This is a genomic window from Cellulomonas jepli (assembly GCF_047229345.1).
In the GTDB taxonomy this organism is placed as follows: domain Bacteria; phylum Actinomycetota; class Actinomycetes; order Actinomycetales; family Cellulomonadaceae; genus Cellulomonas_A.
Window position 1 is genome coordinate 1 of record NZ_JBFTER010000042.1, and the last position, 19,712, is coordinate 19,712.

Annotated in this window: 19 protein-coding genes and 1 pseudogene; 13 read left to right on the forward strand and 7 right to left on the reverse strand. The window is 75.9% G+C overall.

Annotated features, from left to right (window positions below; translation table 11 throughout):
- Both AB6N24_RS11510 and AB6N24_RS11515 read left to right on the forward strand, forming a co-directional pair.
- Positions 1-652, forward strand: a pseudogene (locus tag AB6N24_RS11510) (hypothetical protein); the annotation flags it as partial.
- A 64-nt stretch (positions 653-716) separates the two neighbouring features.
- Positions 717-2,066: an MFS transporter gene (locus AB6N24_RS11515; RefSeq protein WP_412869537.1), complete on the forward strand. Its 1,350-nt coding sequence runs from the start codon at positions 717-719 to the stop codon at positions 2,064-2,066.
- A 58-nt stretch (positions 2,067-2,124) separates the two neighbouring features.
- Here the strand turns inward: AB6N24_RS11515 and AB6N24_RS11520 are convergent, their stop codons facing one another.
- Entirely contained in the window at positions 2,125-3,363 is a 1,239-nt protein-coding gene (locus AB6N24_RS11520) for an NAD(P)/FAD-dependent oxidoreductase (protein ID WP_412869538.1), read from the reverse strand.
- A gap of 87 nt (positions 3,364-3,450) precedes the next feature.
- Here AB6N24_RS11520 and AB6N24_RS11525 point away from each other — a divergent pair, with 87 nt between their 5' ends.
- The 3 genes from AB6N24_RS11525 to AB6N24_RS11535 all read left to right on the forward strand — a co-directional run bounded on the left by AB6N24_RS11525 (position 3,451) and on the right by AB6N24_RS11535 (position 5,932).
- On the forward strand, positions 3,451-4,341 hold the full coding sequence (locus AB6N24_RS11525) for an aldose epimerase family protein (RefSeq protein ID WP_412869539.1): 891 nt from the start codon (positions 3,451-3,453) through the stop codon (positions 4,339-4,341).
- A gap of 90 nt (positions 4,342-4,431) precedes the next feature.
- A complete protein-coding gene (locus tag AB6N24_RS11530) occupies positions 4,432-5,007 on the forward strand; it encodes an STM3941 family protein (protein ID WP_412869540.1) in 576 nt (191 codons plus the stop codon).
- A 223-nt stretch (positions 5,008-5,230) separates the two neighbouring features.
- Positions 5,231-5,932, forward strand: a complete 702-nt coding sequence (locus AB6N24_RS11535; RefSeq protein ID WP_412869541.1) for a DUF998 domain-containing protein — start codon at positions 5,231-5,233, stop codon at positions 5,930-5,932.
- On the opposite strand, the gene AB6N24_RS11540 is transcribed toward AB6N24_RS11535, so the two are convergent.
- From AB6N24_RS11540 to AB6N24_RS11555, 4 genes are all read right to left on the reverse strand, one after another.
- Complete coding sequence (locus AB6N24_RS11540; RefSeq protein WP_412869542.1) at positions 5,883-6,203, reverse strand: DUF1905 domain-containing protein; 321 nt, start codon at positions 6,201-6,203, stop codon at positions 5,883-5,885. The two genes, AB6N24_RS11535 and AB6N24_RS11540, sit on opposite strands and share 50 nt — an antisense overlap.
- Positions 6,204-6,271: 68 nt before the next feature.
- Entirely contained in the window at positions 6,272-7,414 is a 1,143-nt protein-coding gene (rlmC, locus tag AB6N24_RS11545; RefSeq protein WP_412869543.1) for a 23S rRNA (uracil(747)-C(5))-methyltransferase RlmC, read from the reverse strand.
- Between the two features lie 90 nt (positions 7,415-7,504).
- Positions 7,505-8,401, reverse strand: coding sequence for an ABC transporter substrate-binding protein (locus tag AB6N24_RS11550; RefSeq protein ID WP_412869544.1), 897 nt, complete (start codon positions 8,399-8,401; stop codon positions 7,505-7,507).
- Positions 8,398-10,491: a putative bifunctional diguanylate cyclase/phosphodiesterase gene (locus AB6N24_RS11555; RefSeq protein ID WP_412869545.1), complete on the reverse strand. Its 2,094-nt coding sequence runs from the start codon at positions 10,489-10,491 to the stop codon at positions 8,398-8,400. The genes AB6N24_RS11550 and AB6N24_RS11555 overlap by 4 nt, the downstream gene beginning before the upstream one ends.
- A 206-nt stretch (positions 10,492-10,697) precedes the next feature.
- Between AB6N24_RS11555 and AB6N24_RS11560 the strand changes: the two genes are divergently transcribed.
- The gene (locus AB6N24_RS11560; protein WP_412869546.1) at positions 10,698-11,153 is read left to right on the forward strand and encodes a hypothetical protein; all 456 of its coding nucleotides are present in this window, start codon (positions 10,698-10,700) and stop codon (positions 11,151-11,153) included.
- 180 nt (positions 11,154-11,333) lie between these two features.
- Positions 11,334-12,737 carry a prolyl oligopeptidase family serine peptidase gene (locus AB6N24_RS11565; protein WP_412869547.1) on the forward strand — a complete coding sequence of 468 codons (1,404 nt, stop codon included), beginning with the start codon at positions 11,334-11,336 and terminating at the stop codon, positions 12,735-12,737.
- Between the two features lie 83 nt (positions 12,738-12,820).
- Here the strand turns inward: AB6N24_RS11565 and AB6N24_RS11570 are convergent, their stop codons facing one another.
- On the reverse strand, positions 12,821-13,897 hold the full coding sequence (locus tag AB6N24_RS11570; RefSeq protein WP_412869548.1) for a glycosyltransferase family 4 protein: 1,077 nt from the start codon (positions 13,895-13,897) through the stop codon (positions 12,821-12,823).
- 194 nt (positions 13,898-14,091) lie between these two features.
- Between AB6N24_RS11570 and AB6N24_RS11575 the strand changes: the two genes are divergently transcribed.
- The 6 genes from AB6N24_RS11575 (at position 14,092) to AB6N24_RS11600 (ending at position 19,037) form a co-directional block, all read left to right on the forward strand.
- Positions 14,092-14,544 carry a type II toxin-antitoxin system PemK/MazF family toxin gene (locus tag AB6N24_RS11575; protein WP_412869549.1) on the forward strand — a complete coding sequence of 151 codons (453 nt, stop codon included), beginning with the start codon at positions 14,092-14,094 and terminating at the stop codon, positions 14,542-14,544.
- Between the two features lie 4 nt (positions 14,545-14,548).
- Positions 14,549-14,965, forward strand: a complete 417-nt coding sequence (locus AB6N24_RS11580; RefSeq protein WP_412869550.1) for a DUF2510 domain-containing protein — start codon at positions 14,549-14,551, stop codon at positions 14,963-14,965.
- Between the two features lie 107 nt (positions 14,966-15,072).
- Positions 15,073-15,951: an alpha/beta fold hydrolase gene (locus tag AB6N24_RS11585; RefSeq protein ID WP_412869551.1), complete on the forward strand. Its 879-nt coding sequence runs from the start codon at positions 15,073-15,075 to the stop codon at positions 15,949-15,951.
- A 111-nt stretch (positions 15,952-16,062) separates the two neighbouring features.
- Entirely contained in the window at positions 16,063-16,920 is an 858-nt protein-coding gene (locus AB6N24_RS11590) for a MerR family transcriptional regulator (protein WP_412869552.1), read from the forward strand.
- Position 16,921: 1 nt separating this feature from the next.
- Positions 16,922-17,539 (forward strand): GyrI-like domain-containing protein, encoded by a 618-nt coding sequence (locus AB6N24_RS11595; RefSeq protein WP_412869553.1) that lies wholly within the window; start codon positions 16,922-16,924, stop codon positions 17,537-17,539.
- Positions 17,540-17,597: 58 nt separating this feature from the next.
- Positions 17,598-19,037, forward strand: a complete 1,440-nt coding sequence (locus AB6N24_RS11600; RefSeq protein ID WP_412869554.1) for an MFS transporter — start codon at positions 17,598-17,600, stop codon at positions 19,035-19,037.
- Positions 19,038-19,056: 19 nt separating this feature from the next.
- On the opposite strand, the gene AB6N24_RS11605 is transcribed toward AB6N24_RS11600, so the two are convergent.
- Complete coding sequence (locus AB6N24_RS11605; protein ID WP_412869555.1) at positions 19,057-19,677, reverse strand: GNAT family N-acetyltransferase; 621 nt, start codon at positions 19,675-19,677, stop codon at positions 19,057-19,059.
- Between the last annotated feature and the right edge of the window lie 35 nt (positions 19,678-19,712).

A 19,712-nucleotide genomic window follows, 5' to 3' on the forward strand; every position in this document is an offset into this window, starting at 1 on the left:
CTCGGTTCTCGCCGGCGCGACGGCGGTCCTCGTGGACGACGACGCGCGCACGGGCGGGTCGCTCGTGGACGCCCTGCCCGGCGACGTCGTCGCGCAGGCGGCGTGGAAGGCGGACCCCGCGCTGCGCGGCTCCGGCTGGGACGGCACCGGTGACCTGTTCGCCTGGCTCGCGCGCACGGTCCCCGAGCTCGGCACCGCCCCGCAGCCCGCGCCCGGGTTCGTGTGGGACCCCAAGCGCTTCAGCGAGGCGGACCTGCAGCCCGTCGAGAGCGTCGACCTGCCCCCGCTGCAGCGCCAGGTCGTCGAGGTCACCGACATCCCGAACCTGCCGACCGAGCGCTACCGGGTGCTGCTCACGGCGCTCGCGGACGACGTCCGCACGACCCCGTTCGTGCGGCCCGAGACCGCCCGGCGCGTGCGCGACGCGTGCCAGGCCGCGGGCGAGGCGATCGGCCGCGCGTCCGTCAACACGGTGATCTCCGGCGTGCTGTTCGCGGGCCTCGACCTCACCACGAAGCCGAGTGCGGTCGAGCTCGCGCAGACGTGGGCGGACAACGTCGTCGGGCTGTGCCGGGGTGCGCGCATGGAGCTCGGTCCCGCGGACGTCGCGGCGATCCGGGCGTGGGTGGGCGGCGGACTGGTCCCGCGCTGACACCCCGGCAGGCCCGCGAGCCAAACCGCTGGACTCCCCCGGCGCCGGTCCGCACCATGGGCGGGTGACGACGACGCCGCCCGAGGACACCGCGGGCCACGACCACGGGACGGGCGCGCACGACGGCGCCGCACCACCCGGGGGCCCGGCGGTGGCCGAGGCCGTCGCCCCGGCCGAGGAGGAGCGCCCCGGCTGGCGGCGCGACGTGACGGTCTTCCTCACGGGCCAGACGGTGTCGCTGCTCGGCTCGATGCTCGTGCAGTACGCGGTCATGTGGCACCTGACCCTCACGACGCAGTCGGGCACGGTCCTGGCCGTGTCGTCGGTCGTCGGGTTCCTCCCGCAGGCCGTCGTGTCGGTGTTCGGCGGCGTGTGGGCGGACCGGCTCGACCGCCGGGCGCTGATCGTCGGGGCGGACGCCACGATCGCCGTCACGACCCTCGCGCTCGCGCTGCTCATGATGGGCGGGGCCGACGACCTGTGGCTCATCTACCTGACGCTCGCGATCCGCTCGGCGGGCGCCGGCATCCAGACGCCCGCGGTCGGCGCCCTCCTGCCGCAGATCGTCCCCACGAGCAGGCTCATGCGGGTCAACGGGATCAACGGCACCATCCAGGCGGCGCTCATGCTGCTCGCGCCCGCCGCCGCGGCGGCGCTCTACGCGAGCTGGGACATCGTCGCGATCTTCTTCGTCGACGTCGTGACCGCGGTCGTCGGGATCGCGCTGCTGCTCACGATCCGGGTGCCGCGCCTCGTGCGGTCGGACGTCGACGCACCCGTCGGGTACTTCGACGACCTCGCCGCCGGCTTCCGGTACGTCGCGCACCACGCGTTCGTGCGCTGGGTGCTCGGGCTCTTCGCCGTCGTGTTCGTGCTCATCGTCGCGCCGTCGTACCTCACGCCGCTCATGGTCGTGCGGACCTTCGGCGACGAGGTCTGGAAGCTCACCGTCAACGAGATCGCGTTCAGCGTCGGGATGATGCTCGGCGGCGGCGCGGTCGCCGCGTGGGGCGGGAACGCGAACCGGATGGCCCTGCTGCTGCGCTCGACGCTCGTGTTCGGGGTGCTCTCGGTCGCGATGGGGCTGTCGACGAACATGTGGGTGTTCTTCAGCCTGATGTTCGCCCTCGGGCTCGCGGTGCCGTTCTTCTCGACGCCGTCGACGACCGTGCTGCAGGAGACGGTCGAGCCCGAGATGCAGGGCCGGGTGTTCGGGTTCGTCGGCATCGTCATGGCGCTCGCGATGCCGGTCGGGATGGCGGTGTTCGGGCCGCTCGCCGACCGCTTCCGCGTCGAGCAGCTGCTGGTCGCGGCCGGGGTCGCGCTGTTCGCGGTCGTGGGGCTCGCGATGGCGCTGCCGAGCGGCCGCCGGTCGATCGCGGCAGCGGGCGCGCGCGCGACGTCGGACGCCTGAGCGGCGACTCCCCCGCTACCGGCCGCTGGAGGACGCGGTTCGCGACGGGCGCCGGAGCTCAGCGCGACGACCCCCGGAGCACCCGCACGACCGCGGCACCGGTCCGGCGACCGGAGACCAGGGCACCCTGAGACGACGCCGTGTCGCGGTGGTCGCCGCACACGAACAGCGCGTCGCCGAGGTGCACGGGACGCCGGGTCGAGAGCGGTGGGGGCTGCACGGGCAGCGCCGCCGGGATCTCGTGGCGCGCGACCTCGCGCCACCCGGACGTGCCGGTGCCGAGCATCTCCCCGGCCTGGCGGCGCACGTCCGCCTCGGCGGGTGCCGTGCCCCGCAGCAGCGACGTGACCTGGACGAGGCCCTGCCCCGGCGGCGCGTACGACGGCGCGGCGGCGCTCATCACCGCGGCGTTGACCACCGGGCCGCGGCGGCGCCCGTCCACGACGACGACCGGCCGGGCGTCCGGCGGCTCGTCGGTCGCGTACCACCACGTGACGAGCCCCTTCATGGCGGGCACCGCGACGCCCGTGAGCGTCGCGGCCGAGGGTGCGTCGGTCGCGACGACGACCGCCCGCGCCGTGAGCGCGCCGGCGGCGGTGCGGACCCGGTGCCCGCCGGGGACCGCGTCGACCCGCTCGACGGCGTGCCGCAGCCGGACGTCGGGCAGGCCGCGCGCGAGCTGTGCGGGGAACGCGCCCATGCCGGCGGCGGGCACGCCCGGGGTACCGAGCAGGAACATGCGCACGAGCAGCCGGACGAACAGGGTCGACGACGAGCCGTCGTCCTCCGCGAGCACGCCGGCCAGGAACGGCTCGAGGACCTCGCGCCGCACCCGCCCGTCGGCGGCGTGCGCGTCGAGCGAGCGTCCCCAGGCGTCGTCCGGCGCGCTCAGCAGCCGGCGCACCGGACCGAGCGAGGGTGCGGCCCAGCGCGCGAGCGCGACGAGCTCGCGTGGGCGCACGTACCCGCTGCGCAGCGTCTCGCGCAGCAGCCGCGGGGCGCGGCGTGGGTCGGCCAGCAGCGCGAGGCCGTCGTCGCGCCGGACCGCCACGCCCGGCAGCAGCGGGCGCAGGTCGAGCGCCGCGACGTCGACGCGTGCCCGGACCGCCGGGTAGGCCGGGTTGAGCACCTGGAACCCGCGGTCGACCGTGAAGCCGTCGAGGTGCTCGGACCGGATGCGCCCGCCGACCTCGCCCGCAGCCTCGAGCACCACGACGCGCAGCCCCCGCTCGTGCAGGGTCCGGGCGCACTCGAGGCCCGCGATCCCGGCACCGACCACCACGACGTCGCAGTCCATCCGGGCAGCGTAGGTCGCGGGCGCTCCGGCGTCGCCACGACGCGAACCGGCACCCGCCGGGGCACGGCGATCTGGTAGACCAGCACGGTGATGCGCACGCACGAGTCGACGACCACCTGGCACGGCGAGCCGGCGGTGCAGGTGACCGGCGGCGGGGGGCTCGTCGCGGTGGTCGTGCCCGGCCGCGGCGCCAAGATCGCGTCGCTGCGCGACTCCTCGGGACGCGAGTGGCTGCTCGGGCCCGGCCCGGACGTGCCGCCGCCCGCACGCGGCCCCGCCTCGTTCACCGACGCCGAGATGTGCGGCTGGGACGAGTGCGTCCCGAACGTCGACGCCGACGTGCTCGACGGCGTCGCGCTCCCCGACCACGGCGAGGCCTGGACGACGCCGTGGACCGCGCAGGACGACGGGTCGTGGGGGTTCGAGAGCCGGCTGCTGCCGTACCGGTTCACGCGCCGGACCGAGCCGACCGCGACGGGGCTCGCGCTCGTCTACACCGCGGAGGCGCGCGGCACCGAACCGGTGCCGTTCCAGTGGGCCGCGCACCCGCAGTTCGCCCCCGGGCCGGGCGCACGCATCGAGCTGCCCGCGGACGCGACGCACGTCGACGGCGTGTACGGGCTCGACGGGCGTGCGCCGTGGACCGACGAGCTGGCCGACGCCGAGCACGTCGAGGCGGGCGAGGCGCTCAAGATCTGGGTCGCGCCGCAGACCCCGGCCTCGTGGGCGGGCGTGCGTGCGGCCGACGGGTCGGTGCTGCGGCTCTCCTGGGACGTCGCCGCCGTGCCCTTCCTGGCGCTCTGGGTCGACGCCGGCATGTTCTCGCGCGAGCGCGTCGTGGCCCTCGAGCCCGCGACCGGCGCCCGGGAGGCCCTCAGCGCGTCGCGCGACGACGGCCGCGCGCAGCTGCTCGAGCCGGGCGTCCCGGTGACGTGGACGGTGCACGTCGAGGTGCTCGCGGCCGCCGGCACGCGCTGACCGACCGGCCGCCCGCCGCCCGCCCGACCCCGCTCCCCGCCACACCGCCCGCGCCTGCGAGCGCCCGGGAGCCGACGCCCAGGAGACCGCGTGACCACGCCCCCCAGCCCCGCGACGCCCGCCGGCCCCGCGACGCCCGCCGGCCCGACCGTCGAGATCGGCACGTCGCCCGGTCAGACGGTGCGCCTCACACTGCTCAGCGCGCTCATGACCGCGGCCTCGGCGGCTCTCGCGGTGCTCGGCGAGGGCGTCGTCGCGGTCGTCGTCGGGTGGGTCGGCGCGCTGTTCTTCGGCTTCTGCGGCCTCGTGTGGGTCCGGCGCGCGCTCGTGCAGCGCGGCGCGGTCGTGACGATCTCCTCCGAGGGCTTCCGTGACGTCCGCGTCGCCCGCGAGACCGTGCCGTGGGCCGACGTGCTCGAGATCTCGACGTGGACGCACTCGGGCCAGCACGTCCTGGTGCTGCGGGTCGCCGACGACGTCTGGGACCGGCTCACGCTCACGACGATCGCGCGGTCGTCGCGCCGGGCGAACCGCGCGCTCGGCGCCGACGGCCTCGCCGTGACCGCGCAGGGTCTGCGCACGTCCTACCCCGAGCTGTTCCGGCTGACGGTGGAGGCGGCGTCCGCCGCGTGGCAGGGCGGCGGGACCGGGTCCGGCGGGCACTGACCGTACGCCCGAGGACGGGCGGGTCCGGCCGACCCGGCCCGGTCCGGTGGGGCACGGTGCGCCGCGGGTCCGCCCCGGTCGCGCCGGCACGGTGCTCCGCGGGTTCAGGCGCCTGGGCAGGCACGGCGCTCCGCGGGTCCGCCCCGGTCGTGCAGGCACGGTGCTCCGCGGGTTCACCCCGGCCGGACGGGCACGGTGCTCCGCGCGTGCGTACCGTCCGAGCATGCCCGCCCCCCGACCTGCCGTCCGGCTCCCCGTCCCCCGCTGGGCCCTCGCGTCCGCGATCGCCGCCCCGGTCGGGATGATCGGCGGCTGGACGGTCGCGGCGGCAGTGCAGGACGACTTCGACCCCGTGCGGGAGACCATCAGCGCGCTCGCCGCCTCGGACGCCACGGCGCCCTGGATCATGACGGCCGGGCTCGCGCTCACCGGCGTCGCGCACGTCGTCACGGCCGCCGGTCTGCGGCCGCTCCCCCGGCTCGCCCGTGCCGTGCACGCCGTCGGCGGGCTCGCGACGCTCGCGGTCGCTGCCCTCGCTGTCGACGCCTTCCCCCACCCGCACGGCGTGGCCGCGGGGATCGGCTTCGGCGCGCTCGCGCTCTGGCCCGCGGCCGCCTGGTGCCCGGGCGCGTCCGGGGTGCGACGGCGCGGGGTCGCTCTCGGCGCAGCGGGCGCGCTCACCGGACTCCTCGTGCTGTTCGTCGCGGAGCTCCAGGGGCTGACCCCCGACGGCGGCGCCGCCACCGGGCTCACCGAGCGGCTCGTCGCGGGCGCGCAGGCGCTGTGGCCGCTCGTCGTCGTGGTCGCGCTGCGGCGCGCGGACGCTCGGGACGGAGCGGACGAGGACCGCCCGGCGCTGCCGGGACGCGCCGCGCTCAGGCGTCGAGGACCACGAGGTGCACGCGCGCGGTCGACCCGGCGCTGAGCCCCTCCGCGGTGCGGACCGCCTTCTTGACCGGCAGGACGTACGTCTTGCGGCCCGAGTCCGGGAAGATCGAGGTGCGCCACGTCGTCGTGCCGACGGTGACCTCGACGCGGAGCGACCCGAAGCCGCGCGCCCGCCCGCCCGCGACGTCGAGCACCTCGTCCGCGACGCCTTCCGGCAGGCTCACGAACGTCCAGCTGTCGCTGCGCGACTGCCACAGCCACAGCTCCGCGTCGAACTCGTAGGTCATGCCCGCCTCCTGGGTCGCCACCGGTGCAGTCCACCACGCACCGAGGACACGCCGTCCGGACGGGGGTCTCTGTGGGCGTCTGCCGTCGCCTACCGGCGTTCGAGCAGCGTGACGACCTCGTAGTGCATCGTCTGCGGGAACATGTCGAGCACCCGCCCCCGCACGGGGACGAGGGACGGCATCTCGGCCAGGTCGCGCGCGAGCGACCCCGAGTGGCAGCTCGAGTACACGACGCTCCGCACCGGCGAGCGCTCGAGCCAGCGCGCGAGGTCGGGCCCGAGACCGCGCCGCGGCGGGTTGACGATCACGACGTCCGGCGCACCGTCGCCGCCGCCCGCCGCGCCCGACCCCAGCGCGAACGCCGTCGCGTCGCGGGCGAGGAACCGTGTGCCGTCGAGGCGGGCCTCGCGCGCACTGACCTCGGCGCTCGCGACCGCCTCGACGCTCGTCTCGATCCCGGTCACGGTGCGGCCCGGCGCCGCGACGTGCAGCGCGAAGCCCCCGACCCCGCAGTACAGGTCCCAGACCGCGGCGGGCGAGCGCTCGTCGACCCAGTCGCGCGCCTGCCGGTACAGCGCGGCGGCGACCTCGGTGTTCGTCTGGAAGAAGCTCTGCGGGCGCAGGTGCAGGTCGAGCCCGTTGACGCGCATGCGCAGCGTCTGCGCGCCGGTCAGCAGGATCTCCCGGTCGCCCTCGACGGTCGCCTTGTGCTCGGGGTGCAGGTTCACCGACACGACGACCACGTGGGGCAGGGCGGCGAGCAGAGCCGGCAGGTGCTTGCGGATCCGGGCCACCGACTCCTGCGAGCGCAGGACGAACCGGATCATCAGCTCGTCGTCGGGCGACTGCGTCACGAGCACGTACTTGAGCTCGCCCGTGCGGCGTGCGACGTCGTAGGGCACGAGCCGGGCCCGCGTCACGAAGTCCGCGAGCACCGGGAGGCTCGCGTGCAGCACCGGCGGGTACAGGGGGCAGTCGCGCAGGTCGACGCCGGCGCCCCCGGGGTCGAGGATCCCGAGCGTCGGGGCGTCGACGGTGCCGCCCGCGACCATCTTGGCCTTGTTCCGGAACCCGGCCTCGACGCTCGCGACCGGCGGGAGCCAGACGAGCTCCGGGCGCGGCCCGAGCACGGCCTGCGCGTGCGCCTGCTTGGCGGCGAGCTGCTCGGGGTACGACTGGTCGAGGAGCGTGCACGACCGGCAACGCTCCGCCACGAAGTACGAGCAGTGCACGGCCCCGACTCTACGGCGCCCGGTCGCCCGTCTCGCTCGGCCCCCGGTCCCGCCGGCCGCCGGCGCCGCCCGGTCGGGGTGCGTGCACCGCTACGTCCCCGCGTTGAGCGTGACCTCGTCGACCGCGCCGCCCTGGAGGTTCCACCGGGCCAGCACGTCCTCGTACTCGCCCGAGGCGAGCACCTCCCCCATGGCGTCCTGCAGCACCGGCGCCAGGCCCTCGTTCGTGCGCGACACCGCGATGCCGAACGGGGCGGGCTCGTGCTGCTCCTCGCTCACGAGCTCGAACGCGCTGCGGCTGCGCGGGTCGCTCGCGAGGTGCGCCGCCGGCGGGTAGTCGACGAGCGTCGCCTGCACCGTGCCCGCGCGCAGCTCGAGCATCGCGTCGGCGGCGGTCAGCGACTGCGTGACGGCGAGCGGCCGGTCGCCGCACGTCTCCTGGAGGCGGCCGGCGAGCAGCTCCTGCGTCGTCCCGGCGCCGACCGACACCGGCCGGCCGCACAGGTCCGCGAGCCCGGTGATCCCGTGCGCGTTGCCGTGCTGCACGAGGATCGCCGTCCCGGCGCGGAAGTAGTCGACGAAGTCCACCTTCGCCTGCCGCTCGACGGTGTCGGTGATCCCCGACATGCCCAGGTCCGCCTCGCCCGCGGCGAGCCGGTCCAGGATCGTCGGGAACTCCGCGGGGAGGAACTCGACGTCCACGCCGAGAACCCGCCCGAGCGCCGCCGCGAGGTCCGCCTCGGAGCCCTCGAGCGTGCGCCCGTCGGCGGCGTAGAACATGACGGGCGCGTAGCCGGCCGACGTCAGCACCGTGAGCGTGCCGTCGTCACGGACGCCGGCGGGGAGCCGGTCGTGGAGCTCCTGGGAGAAGGCGGCCTGCCGCGCCTCGGGCTCCGGCTCGGCGTCGGGAGTGCAGCCGGCGAGGGCGAGCGCGACGAGGGCCGCGGCGGCCGCGGCGGTGGTCCGGCGGAGGACGTGGGTGCTCATGGCGCTACCACCTGGTTCTCGGTGCGGTCGGTGCGGTCGGTGCGGGCGGTGCTGTCCGTGCGGGCGGTGCTGTCGGTGCTCGGCGTGCTCCCGGTGCCCGGCGGCGCCGGGTCGGGCCCGCCGGCGCGGGCGGCGTCGTCGGCGTGGAGCCCGAGCACGTCGGGCCACGGGCCGGGGCGCGCGTAGTGGTACCCCTGCGCGACGTCGCACCCCGCGGCGCGGAGCCACGCACCCGCTGCCGCGTCCTCCACGCCCTCGGCGACGACGACGCAGCCGAGCCCGTGCGCGAGCCCGACGACCGACGCGACGACGGCGCGGTCGGCCTCGGGGTCGGGCGACGCGACGCCCGCGACGAACGCCCGGTCGACCTTGACCTCGGCGAACGGCAGGCGCCGGAGCTGGCGCAGGCTCGTGTACCCCGTGCCGAAGTCGTCGAGCGAGACCCGCACGCCGAGGTCGACGAGCGCGTGCAGGACGGCGCCCGCCTGCTCGGTGTCGGTGCCGAGCGCGCTCTCCGTCACCTCCACCGTGAGCCGACCCGCCGGTGTGCCGGTGCGCTCGAGCAGCTCGGCGACCGTCCCGACGAGCCCGGCGGTGGTGAGGTTGCGCGGCGAGACGTTGACCGCGACGGACAGGTCCCGGCCGTGCTCGGCCCACCGCGCCCGGTCCGCGAGCGCGCGCCCCAGGACCCACGCCGTGAACGGGTCGATGAGGTGCGACTGCTCGAGCGTCGGCAGGAACTCGACCGGCGGGAGCAGCCCGCGCGTCGGGTGCTGCCAGCGCACGAGCGCCTCGAGGCCGACCGCCCGACCGCTCACCAGGTCGACCTGCGGCTGGTAGTGCAGCACGAGCTCGTCACGGTCGAGCGCCGCGGCGAGCTCGCGCATGAGCAGCCCGTGACCCGTCGGCGCCTCGGCGGCCCCGGGCTCGTAGATCACCACGCTCGACGTGCCGCGCTTGCCCCGGTACATCGCGGCGTCCGCGTGCCGCAGCAGCTCGGCGAACGACCCGCCGTGCTGCGGGCTCAGCGCCACGCCGATGCTCGCGTCGATGCGGATCGAGGTGCCGTCGAGGTCGATGTCGGCACCCAGCTCGTCGACGACGCGCGCGAGCAGCCCCTGCGCCTCGTCGGCGGTCGTCACGCCCGGCAGGACGAGCGCGAACTCGTCCCCGCCGATCCGCGCGACGGTGTCGTCGGGACGCAGCGCGCTCTGCAGCCGCCGGGCGACGACCTCGAGCAGCACGTCGCCCGCGTGGTGGCCGAGCGTGTCGTTGACGTCCTTGAACCGGTCGAGGTCGACGAGCGCGAGCGCGCCGTGCGGCTCCGCGCCGCGGTCCGTCATCCGGCGGACGCGCTCGCGCAGCAGCGCACGGTTGGGCAGCCCGGTGAGCTGGTCGTGCGTCGCCTCGTGCTCGCGCTCGGCGGCGTGCTGGCGCAGGCGCCGGGTCGTCGACCACGAGATCGAGGCCAGCACGACGTAGAGCACGAGGAGGCCGCCCGCGAGGCGGCCGTAGGTGCTGCGCAGGCTGGCGTCGAGGTTCTGCTGGATCGGCTCGTACGGCAGCTCGACCTCGAGGACGCCGCTCGCGCGCCCCGCGGTGCTGACGATGATGGGCTGGGTCACGCGCACCACGGTCCCGTCGACGCCGTCCTCGACGAGGCTCGCGACGGGGGTGCCCGCGACGGCGGCCCGGAAGTCAAGTGAGCCCGCCGCCTGCGGGCTCTGGTCCGAGCCGTCGTCGGTGAACAGGACGCGGCCCGACTCGTCGCGCACCCGCAGGTGCACGACCGAGGCGTTGAAGACCGCGAGCTGTGTCGACTCGCCGAGGCGGCGCACGGCGTCCTCCGTGAGCGCCTCGTCCCGGACGGTGCCGTCGAGGTGCGCGTCGCGCAGGGCCGGGCCGATCGCCATCTGCTGGATGACGGCGGCCTGCGCCTTCGCCTGGAGCAGCCCGGTGTTCAGCGCGTCGGAGCGGGCGCCGTTGATCAGGAGCGCGCTGATGCCGACGATCGGCACCAGGCTCGCGGCGGCGTACGTGGCGAACAGTCGGGAGCCGAGCGTCCGCCCCGACGACCCAGGCCCGCTCATGGTGTGCGATTCGGCACAGCGGGCGCCGCGGTGAGCGACGTGGGCGGGTGCAACCTGGACGACGGACCAGAATCACCCGGATGCCCGGGGGCGGCGGAGGTCACCCGAAGGGGTCGTCGCCGCAGGCACCGCACCGCCTCCGGTTGCGGGCGTGCCCCGTTGGCGGTCGGGTAGCGGGGTCACCCGTTCGGACCCCAGGAGGAATCATGGACGGCCAGACCGTCGGGATCATCATCGGCGTCGTCGTGCTGGTGGTGGTCGTCGTGGTGCTGCTCGCGCTGTCGCGCAGGCGCGGCGAGCGAGCGGCCGAGGCGCAGCGCACCAAGGCGCGCGAGATCCGGGAGAAGGCCGAGGCGGACCGCATCGAGGTCCAGCGTCGCGAGGCCCAGGCGGCCCGGGTCGACGCGGAGGCGCGGCTCGCGCAGGCGGAGGCGGACCAGCGGGCGGCCGACGCCGCGGAGCTCCAGGCCGAGGCCCGCCGCCGTGCGGAGCACGCGGAGGGCGCCCGCGCCAAGCTCGACGACCAGCTCGGGCGCGCCGACCGCATCGACCCGGACGTCCCGACGGACGGCCGCCGCACCGAGGGCGGGACCGGCACCGGCGCGCACCGCGCGGACCCGGACGTCGTCGTCGACGAGCACCGCACGGACACCACGCGCTGAGCTCCGGCTCCGCCGCACCGACGGTCGCCCGGTCCGCCCGACGGACCGGGCGACCGGTCCGTCTCCGGCCCGACGGCCGCGCAGGGTGTCCGTTTCGTCCGTTGACCGCGGTTTCCGCCGCCCGTTCAATGGACGAGCGCGCGGTCAACGGCGATCGCGCCACCACCTCGGGGGGCACCGATGACGGTCCGCGCACACCTCGTCCCGGCGGCGGCGACCGCCGCCCTCCTCGCGGCGGTCCTCGTGCCGCCCGCGACCGCGGCGCAGTCACCGCAGTCCGGTCGCGGGGCGGCCTCCGTGGTCGGCGTCGACGTCGTCGCGGAGGTCGGACCGCTCGGCGCAGCCGTCACCGCCGTGGCGATCGAGCTCGACCGCACGGTCAGCGCCCCGTACACGGACCTCGACGAGGCGGCGTTCGCGGTGCAGGCGACGCTCGACGACGTCACCGCGCCCCGCACCGTGACCGACGTGTACCTGAGCGACTCCGCGCAGCCCGGGGAACCGCGCACCCGCGGCCGGGTCGTCGTCGTCGAGCTGTCCGCCGACGACCCGAACGCCGGGGTGCTCTGGTACGACGGCACGCTCAACCACCGGTACGCGCTCGAGGGCGCCTACCTCGTCGAGGTCCTCGACGACGTCGTCGACCGCCGCGGCCGGGTGCTCGTGCGCGAGACGGGCGACGCGCTCGCGAACGACGACGTCGTGATCCCGGTGGTCGACGACTTCGCCGTGCGCGCCACCACCGGGTCCTCGGGCGTGCTGCTGCGCTACGGCCTGTACTCCCCCGGACGCGACCGGTCCCCGGGCTCGCACCACGGGCACCCGTCCGGCGGACGTCCCGGCGAGGGCCCCGACGGGACGCTCTACCCGCTCGTCGTGGCGCTGCACGGCTCGGGCGAGCGCGGCACCGACGGCACGACGCAGCTCCTGGCGAACGAGCTCGGGGTCGCGTTCGCGAAGCCGTCGCGCCAGGCGTCCGACCCGAGCTTCGTGCTCGTGCCGCAGGCGCCGCCGCCGTCGGTCCAGCCGGTCGAGCCGGGCCAGTCGGTGTGGGAGGTCCCGGGGGTGCAGCAGGCCCTGCTCGAGCTCGTGGACCGCGCGATCGCGACGTACCCCGTCGACCCCGACCGCGTGTACCTGACCGGCCTGTCGATGGGCTCGATGGGGACGTTCGACATCCTGCCGAAGCGCCCCGAGCTGTTCGCCGCGGCCCTCCCGGTCACCGGGTACGCGGACCTGGCGTCCGCGCCGGTCCTCAAGGACATCCCGATCTGGGCGACGCACTCGGTCGACGACACGACCGTGCTCTACGACCGCCCCGACTCCGACTGGAACCTGATGGCCGCGATCGAGGCGACCGGGACGCCGGTGACGCGCGACGAGTGGGCCGCGAACCTGCCCGACGAGGAGAACGAGGCGAACGCCCGCGCGCAGTGGGAGCGCGCGGAGGCCGAGGGCAGCCACACGCTGTTCACCACGTGGAGCGCCGGGACGACGCCGGTCAACCCGCACTTCGCGTGGGTGCCGACGTACTCGAACGACGTCATGGTCGACTGGCTGTACAGCCACGTGCGCGGGGAGTGACGCGGCCCGCGCCGTCGGGAGGTCTCAGGCGCCGGTCGCCGCACGTGCGCAGGCCGGCGCCCGGGCGTGCCGGCGACGGGTGGCTACCGGACCTGCGCAGTCGGTGCCGTGCCCGTGCCGAGGACGCCCAGCCCGGACCAGATCCGGTACAGGTCGGCGATCTGCTCCGCGACGCGGCTCCCCTCGTAGCGCGCGACGGCGGCCGCCGCCCGCGCCCCCGCGTGCGCGCGCAGCCCGGGGTCCGCACGCAGCGCACGCAGGTGCCTGACGTACCCGGCGACGTCCGCCGCCTGCAGGTACGCGTCGGGCCGGTCGCCGAAGACCTCCGCGAACACGGGCAGGTCGCTCAGGACGAGCGGCAGCCCCGCGAAGCCCGCCTCGACGGGCGCCATGCCGAAGGTCTCGTGCCGCGAGGGGAACAGGAACACGTCGGCCGCGCGGCAGTACCGGGCGACCTCGGCGCGCGAGAGCTGGCCGGTGAACCGCAGGTTGGCCGGCGCGTCGGCGACGACGCGGCTCATCTCCCCGCGACCGGCCGACGCGGCGCCGAACAGCGTCCCGCCGACCCAGGCGAACCGTGCGTCGGGCAGGGCGCGGGCGCAGTCGGCGAACTCCTGCACGCCCTTGCGCGGCTGCAGCTGCCCGACGCCGAGCACCACGAACTCCTCCGGGCCGAGCCCGAGCGCCGAGCGGGCGCTCGCGCGGTGCGCCGGCGAGCCCTGGAACGGCTCGGCGACGACGGCGTTCGGGACGACCTCGATCGCGGTGCGCACCCCGATCTCCTGGAGCTCGGCCGCGGCGGCCGCGCTGACCGCGAGGATCAGGTGCGCCTGGTTGTAGAACGTCCGCAGGTACGCCGTGAACGCCGGCCCGTACAGCCGGACGCCCACCAGGCTGCCCTCGAGCGAGCCCGGGGTCACGTGCGCGGACACGACGCGTAGCCCCCGGTGCCGCCGGAGCCGGCGCAGGCTCGACGGCCCGAGGGTGTGCACGTGCAGCACGCCGTCGCGCCAGTCCTCGTTGATGCCGACGTCGCAGCCGAGCGCCGCGTGCGCCGCCGCGAGGTCGCAGAACGCGGTGTGCACACCGTGGCCCTGCACCGTGGAGACGCTCTCGGACACGTGGTTGATGCGCAGCAGCGCGGGTTCGCCCAGAGTCACGCACGCACCCTAGGACGCGCACGCCGCCGCCTGGGGTCGTTCGCGTGCCGGTTTCGTGAACACCGGCCGCGGGCGGCGGCCGGTGCACGGCGCCGCCACCCGGGACCGTCCGAAGGTCCTGGTCCCGCGGCCGCACGAGCGACGCACGAGCGTGCGCGGACACCTGTCGGGGCGGGCGACCCTAGGCTGCTCGGGTGCCCGAACCGGAGTCGTCCGTGACCGCGCTCGCCGCGGCGCTGCAGGAGCGTCCCTGGCTGGCTGCGGTCGCCGTCGCCGTGATCCTCGTCCTGCTGCGGCTCTCGCGTCGCCGCCGCGGGCCGACGCCACGTCCGGGTGAGGTCTGGTTCGCCCTGGTGCCGTTCGAGGACCGGCCCGGCGGCAAGGACCGGCCGGTGCTGGTGCTGGCGGTGAGCGCACGCACGTGCCAGGTCGCCTCCATGACGTCCCAGGACAAGAGCGCGCGGTCGGACCACGTGCGTGTGCCGGCGGGCGTCCCGGGGCTGGCGAAGGTGAGCTGGGTCAGCCTGCGGCCCGTGTCCCTGCGCCGCTCGGCGCTGCGCCGCCGGTCGGGCGAGCCCGGCGAGGCGTTCGTCGCCTGGTACCGGGACACCGTGGCCGCGACCGGCGCACCTCGTGCCCGAGGATGAGGTCATGAGCCACGACGCACCCGACCCGACCGTCCCGCAGCCCGCCGCCCCGCGCGGCGACGCCGCACCCGGCTGGTACCCCGACCGTGCGACCCCCGGGGTCGAGCGCTGGTGGGACGGGACGGCATGGGCCGCGCAGACCCGGCCGCTCGAGGGACTCGCACGCCCGCTGGCCCCGGTCGTCCTGAAGAACACACGGGCGACCGCCGGGCTCGTGCTCGGGGTGCTCTCGCTCCTGGTCAACTCCTTCCTGGTCACCTCGATCGCCGCGATCGTGCTGAGCGCGCAGGGCCTGGTGCGGGCCGGTCAGCTCACGGCCGCCGGGTACGCGCCGGTGGGCCGGACCGCCGCGATCGCCGGCCTGGTGCTCGCCGTGATCGGGGCCGGAGGGACCGTGGCGCTCAAGGGCCTGCTGTTCTGACCCGACGCACGTCCGGGAGCCGATGAGTTCCGGCGCCGGGCGGAGTCGGACCCACCAGCGGGCGCGGAGCAGCGCCCCGACGGACGACCACCGACAGGAGCACGGCGATGACCACGACGACCCTCGCGACCCACACCCTCGAGATCCCGGGCGCGACGCTGACCTACGACGTGCGCGGGCCGCTCCCGACGGCCGACGGCACCCCTCCGCTGCTGATGATCGGGCAGCCGATGGACGCGGCCGGCTTCGGCACGCTGGCCTCGTACTTCCCGGACCGCACGGTCGTCACCTACGACCCGCGCGGGCTCGGCCGCAGCGTGCGCCACGACGGCAGCACGGAGCACCACCCGGAGCAGCAGGCCGAGGACCTGCACCTGCTGGTCGCCGCGCTCGGCGCCGGTCCGGTCGAGCTGTTCGGCAGCAGCGGGGGCGCGATCACGGCGATCGCATACCTCACCGCCCACCCGGAGGACCTCGTGCGGGTCGTGGCGCACGAGCCGCCCGTGATCACCGTGCTGCCCGACGCCGAGCAGGCGGAAGCCGTGTTCCGCCGCCTCCGGGACACGTTCGACGCGAAGGGCTGGGGCTGGGGCATGGCGTCGTTCATCGCCATGACGTCGTGGCAGGGCGAGTTCACGCCCGAGGTCCTCGCCGAGGCGCCCGACCCGGCGATGTTCGGCATGCCGGGCGAGGACGACGGCGCCCGCACCGACCCGCTGCTGTCCGGCGCGTCCGACCCGGTCGTCGCCTACCGCCCCGACGTCGAGGCGCTGCGCGCGTCCTCGGTGCCGCTCGTGCTCGCCGCGGGCATCGAGAGCAAGGACACGATGACGTGGCGCACGACGGCGGCGCTCGCCGAGAAGCTCGGCGAGGAGCTCGCGGTGTTCCCGAGCAACCACGGCGGGTTCCTCGGTGACGAGTACGGGATGCCAGGGCAGCCGGAGGCCTTCGCCGCGCGGCTGCGCGAGGTGCTCGCCGCCGGCTGACGGGGTGCGCCCGTGCGGGGGCGTCGGCCCCGGACGTCGGCGGCCCCCGTCGGGGCGCATCGACCCGACGCGGGCCGCGTTGACCCTCGCACGGTGTCAGGGTGTGGGGTCATGGGCATGCGCGACGACCACCTGCTCAGCATCGGGGAGTTCTCCCGGCTGTCCCGGCTCAGCGTCCGCATGCTGCGCTACTACGACGCGCACGGCGTGCTCTCCCCCGCGCACGTCGACCCGGCGTCGGGCTACCGCACCTACTCGGCGCACGCGCTGCGCACGGCGGACTGGGTCCGCACGCTGCGGGACCTCGGCCTGGGCGTCGCCGAGCTGAGCGCGTGCGCCGGCCTCGTCGACGACCCGGCGGGGATGCGCGCGGTGCTCGAGGCGCAGCGCGGCCGGCTCGTGCGGGAGGCCGCCGCGGCGCTCGGTCGCGTCGGCGACGTCGACCGGCTGCTCGCGACGCTCGGGTCCCCGCCGGGGCCCGTCGCGGTGACGCTGCGCCGGCTCCCGGCACGGACGGTCGCGGCGCTGCGCGCGACGATCCCGACCTACGCCGACGAGGGCGTGCTCTGGCAGCGCCTCTACCCCGCGCTCGGGGCAGCCGGGGGCCGCCCGGCCGCGTCGGGGTGGACGGCGGCGGTCCTGCACGACACCGAGTACCGCGAGCGCGACGTCGACGTCGAGGTGCAGTGCGAGGTCACCTCGCCGTTCGCCTCGACCGGCGAGGTGCGCTGCGTCGAGCGGCCCGAGCAGGACGTCGCCGTCGGGGTGCTGCGCGGCCCGTACGACGCCGTCGGGGCGACGATCGGTGCGGTCGGCGCGTGGGTCGCCGAGCAGGGGCTCGCGTTCGACGGCCCCCTGCTCGACGTCTACGTCGTGTCCCCCGCGCGCGACCCGGAGCCCGCGCACTGGGTCACCGAGGTGTGCGTCCCCGTCACCACCGCCCTGTCCCCTGGCGGCGAGGAGCCCTGAGATGACCACCACGACCGGTCCGGACCTGCGGCGCACCCACCCGGGGGTGTGGCGCGCACCGGACGACCCCGAGCTCGTCGTCGTCCCGCCGATCCGGTACCTCATGGTCGACGGCGCGGGTGACCCGTCCGTCGCCCCGGCCTACACCGACGCGGTGCGGACGCTGTACGCGGTGAGCTACGGCGTCCGCGCGCTGGTCAAGGCGTCCGGGGGCACGCCGTGGACGGTGATGCCGCTCGAGGGTCTGTGGTGGGCCGACGACCTCACGACCTTCACGACCGGCCGCCGCGACGACTGGCTGTGGACGATGCTGATCGCGCAGCACGACGGCGTCACCGCGGAGCTCGTCGGTGACGCCCTCGGCACCGCGACCCGCAAGGGGAAGGCCCCGGCCGGCGACCGCCTCCGGCTCGAGGTGCTCGACGAGGGCGAGGTCGTCCAGGTCCTGCACCACGGGCCCTACTCCACCGAGGGCCCGACCATCGAGCGCCTGCACGCGTTCGCCGCCGACGCCGGGCGCGCGCTCCGGGGGCGCCACCACGAGGTGTACCTCTCGGACCCGCGGCGCGTCGCACCGGAGCGGATGCGCACGATCGTGCGGCAGCCCGTCGGGCCCTGAGCCACGGGTCGACCTCGCGGCGCGCGGCGTCCGGAGCTCCGACGTAGTGTCCGGAAGGGTGACGGACGCCCGGACCCGCAGCGCGGTCCCACCCACCGACGAGCCGGACCCGAACCGGTGGAAGGCGCTCAGCGTCTGCCTCGCCGCCGGGTTCATGACGCTGCTCGACGTCAGCATCGTCAACGTCGCGCTCCCCTCGATCGCCCAGGACCTCGACGCCTCCCCCTCGGCGCTCCAGTGGGTCGTGTCGGGCTACGCCCTGACGTTCGGGCTCGTCCTCGTCAGCGCGGGCAGGCTCGGCGACGCCCGCGGGCGGCGGAGCCTCTTCATCGTCGGGGTCGTGGTCTTCACGCTCGCGTCCCTCGCCGCGGGGCTCGCGCCGTCCGCGGAGTGGCTCGTCGCCGCACGCCTCGTGCAGGGCGTCGGCGGCGGGATCATCAACCCGCAGGTCTCCGGGATCATCCAGCAGCTCTTCCGGGGCGCCGAGCGCGGGCGGGCGTTCGGCCGGCTCGGCACGACCATCGGGGTGTCCACCGCGATCGGTCCGGTGCTCGGCGGCGTGATCCTCGCGGTCGTCGGGCCCGAGGACGGCTGGCGCTGGGTCTTCCTGGTGAACCTGCCGGTCGGCGTGCTCGCCGTCCTGCTGTCGCTGCGCTACCTCACGCCGCGGCGCGACAAGGAGCCCGCACGCGACCTCGACCCCGTGGGCGCCGTGCTGCTCGGGGCCGGCGTCGTCGGTCTCCTGTGGCCGCTGGTGAGCGAGCAGTGGGAGACCGTCGACCTCGTCCTGCTGGTCGCCGGGCTCGTGCTGCTCGTCGCGTTCGGCCTGTGGGAGCGTCGCGTCGCGGCACGCGGCGGCACCCCCATGGTGCGGCTGTCGCTGTTCCGCGTGCCCGGCTACGGCAGCAGCGCGCTGCTCGCGCTCGCGTACTTCTCCGGGTTCACGTCGATCTTCTTCGTCCTGACCCTCTACCTGCAGGACGAGCTCGCCTACTCACCCCTGGCCGCGGGCCTCGCGATCACCCCGTTCGCGCTGGGCTCGGCGGTGACGTCCGCGGTCGGCGGGCGGGTGGTCAGCACGCGCGGACGCAGCGTCGTCGTCCTGGGGCTCGCGCTGGTCGTCGTGGGGGTGGTGGCGACCGACGTGCTCCTCGCGCTCGCCGCGGGCTCGCCCGCGACCGGGTGGTGGATCGCTGCGCCGCTGCTCGTCGCGGGTCTGGGCAGCGGCCTCGTCATCTCCCCGAACCAGACGCTCGCGCTCGAGCACGTGCCGGTCGAGCAGGCCGGCGCCGCGGGCGGCGTGCTGCAGACGGGCCAGCGGCTCGGCTCGGCCGTCGGGATCGCCGTCGCCGGGTCCCTCTACTTCGCCGGTTCCGGGAGCGGCGACACCGCGACGGGCGTCACGCACGGCCTGCGCGCGACGGTCGCGCTCCTGGCGGTCGCGCTCGCGATGGGCGTCGTCGACCTGCGGCGGCGGTCGCCGAACCGCGCCGCCTGACCCGCGGTCCCCCCGACGATCAGCCCCGGGACACGGACCTCCCGGCCGCGGTGACCTCCGTGGTCATGACGCAGTTCCGCTTGCCCTTGGGGCGCTGGTAGGCGAAGCCGAGCCCCTCGTACATCGTCCGCGTGGCGTTGTAGAGGAACGACGACGACGTCTTCTTGCCGGGCGGCAGGTCGTGCGGGTACGCCTCGACCAGCCCGCCGCCGGCCTCCGCGATGAGGGCGAGCGCACCGCGCACCGCCACGGCGGCGACCCCCCGGCGTCGGTGGTCGCGGTCCACGAACAGGCACGTGATCCGGAAGTCGGGCGCCCGGACGAGGCCCTTCTCCCACTCCTTGCGGTGCTGGATGTTCGGCAGCTCGGCGACCCCCCCGAACTGCGCCCAGGCGATCGCCCGGTCCCCGTCCAGGACGAGCGCCGCGTGGGTCCGGTCGCTCAGCACGAGCTGCCGCTTGAACTCGCAGTTCCCGAGCTCCCGGCGCTCGGGCGGGTCGGGGTACAGGTGGAAGTACGTGCACCAGCACCCGCCCCAGACGCCGTTGTGGCGTTCCGCCAGCCCGGCGAACGCCTGCCACGTGTCCGCGCTCAACGGCTCGATCCGGTAGCCGTCCACCGTCAGGTCCGCCTCGTCCACCCGACCGACGGTAGGCCGCGTCCCGGACGATCGGC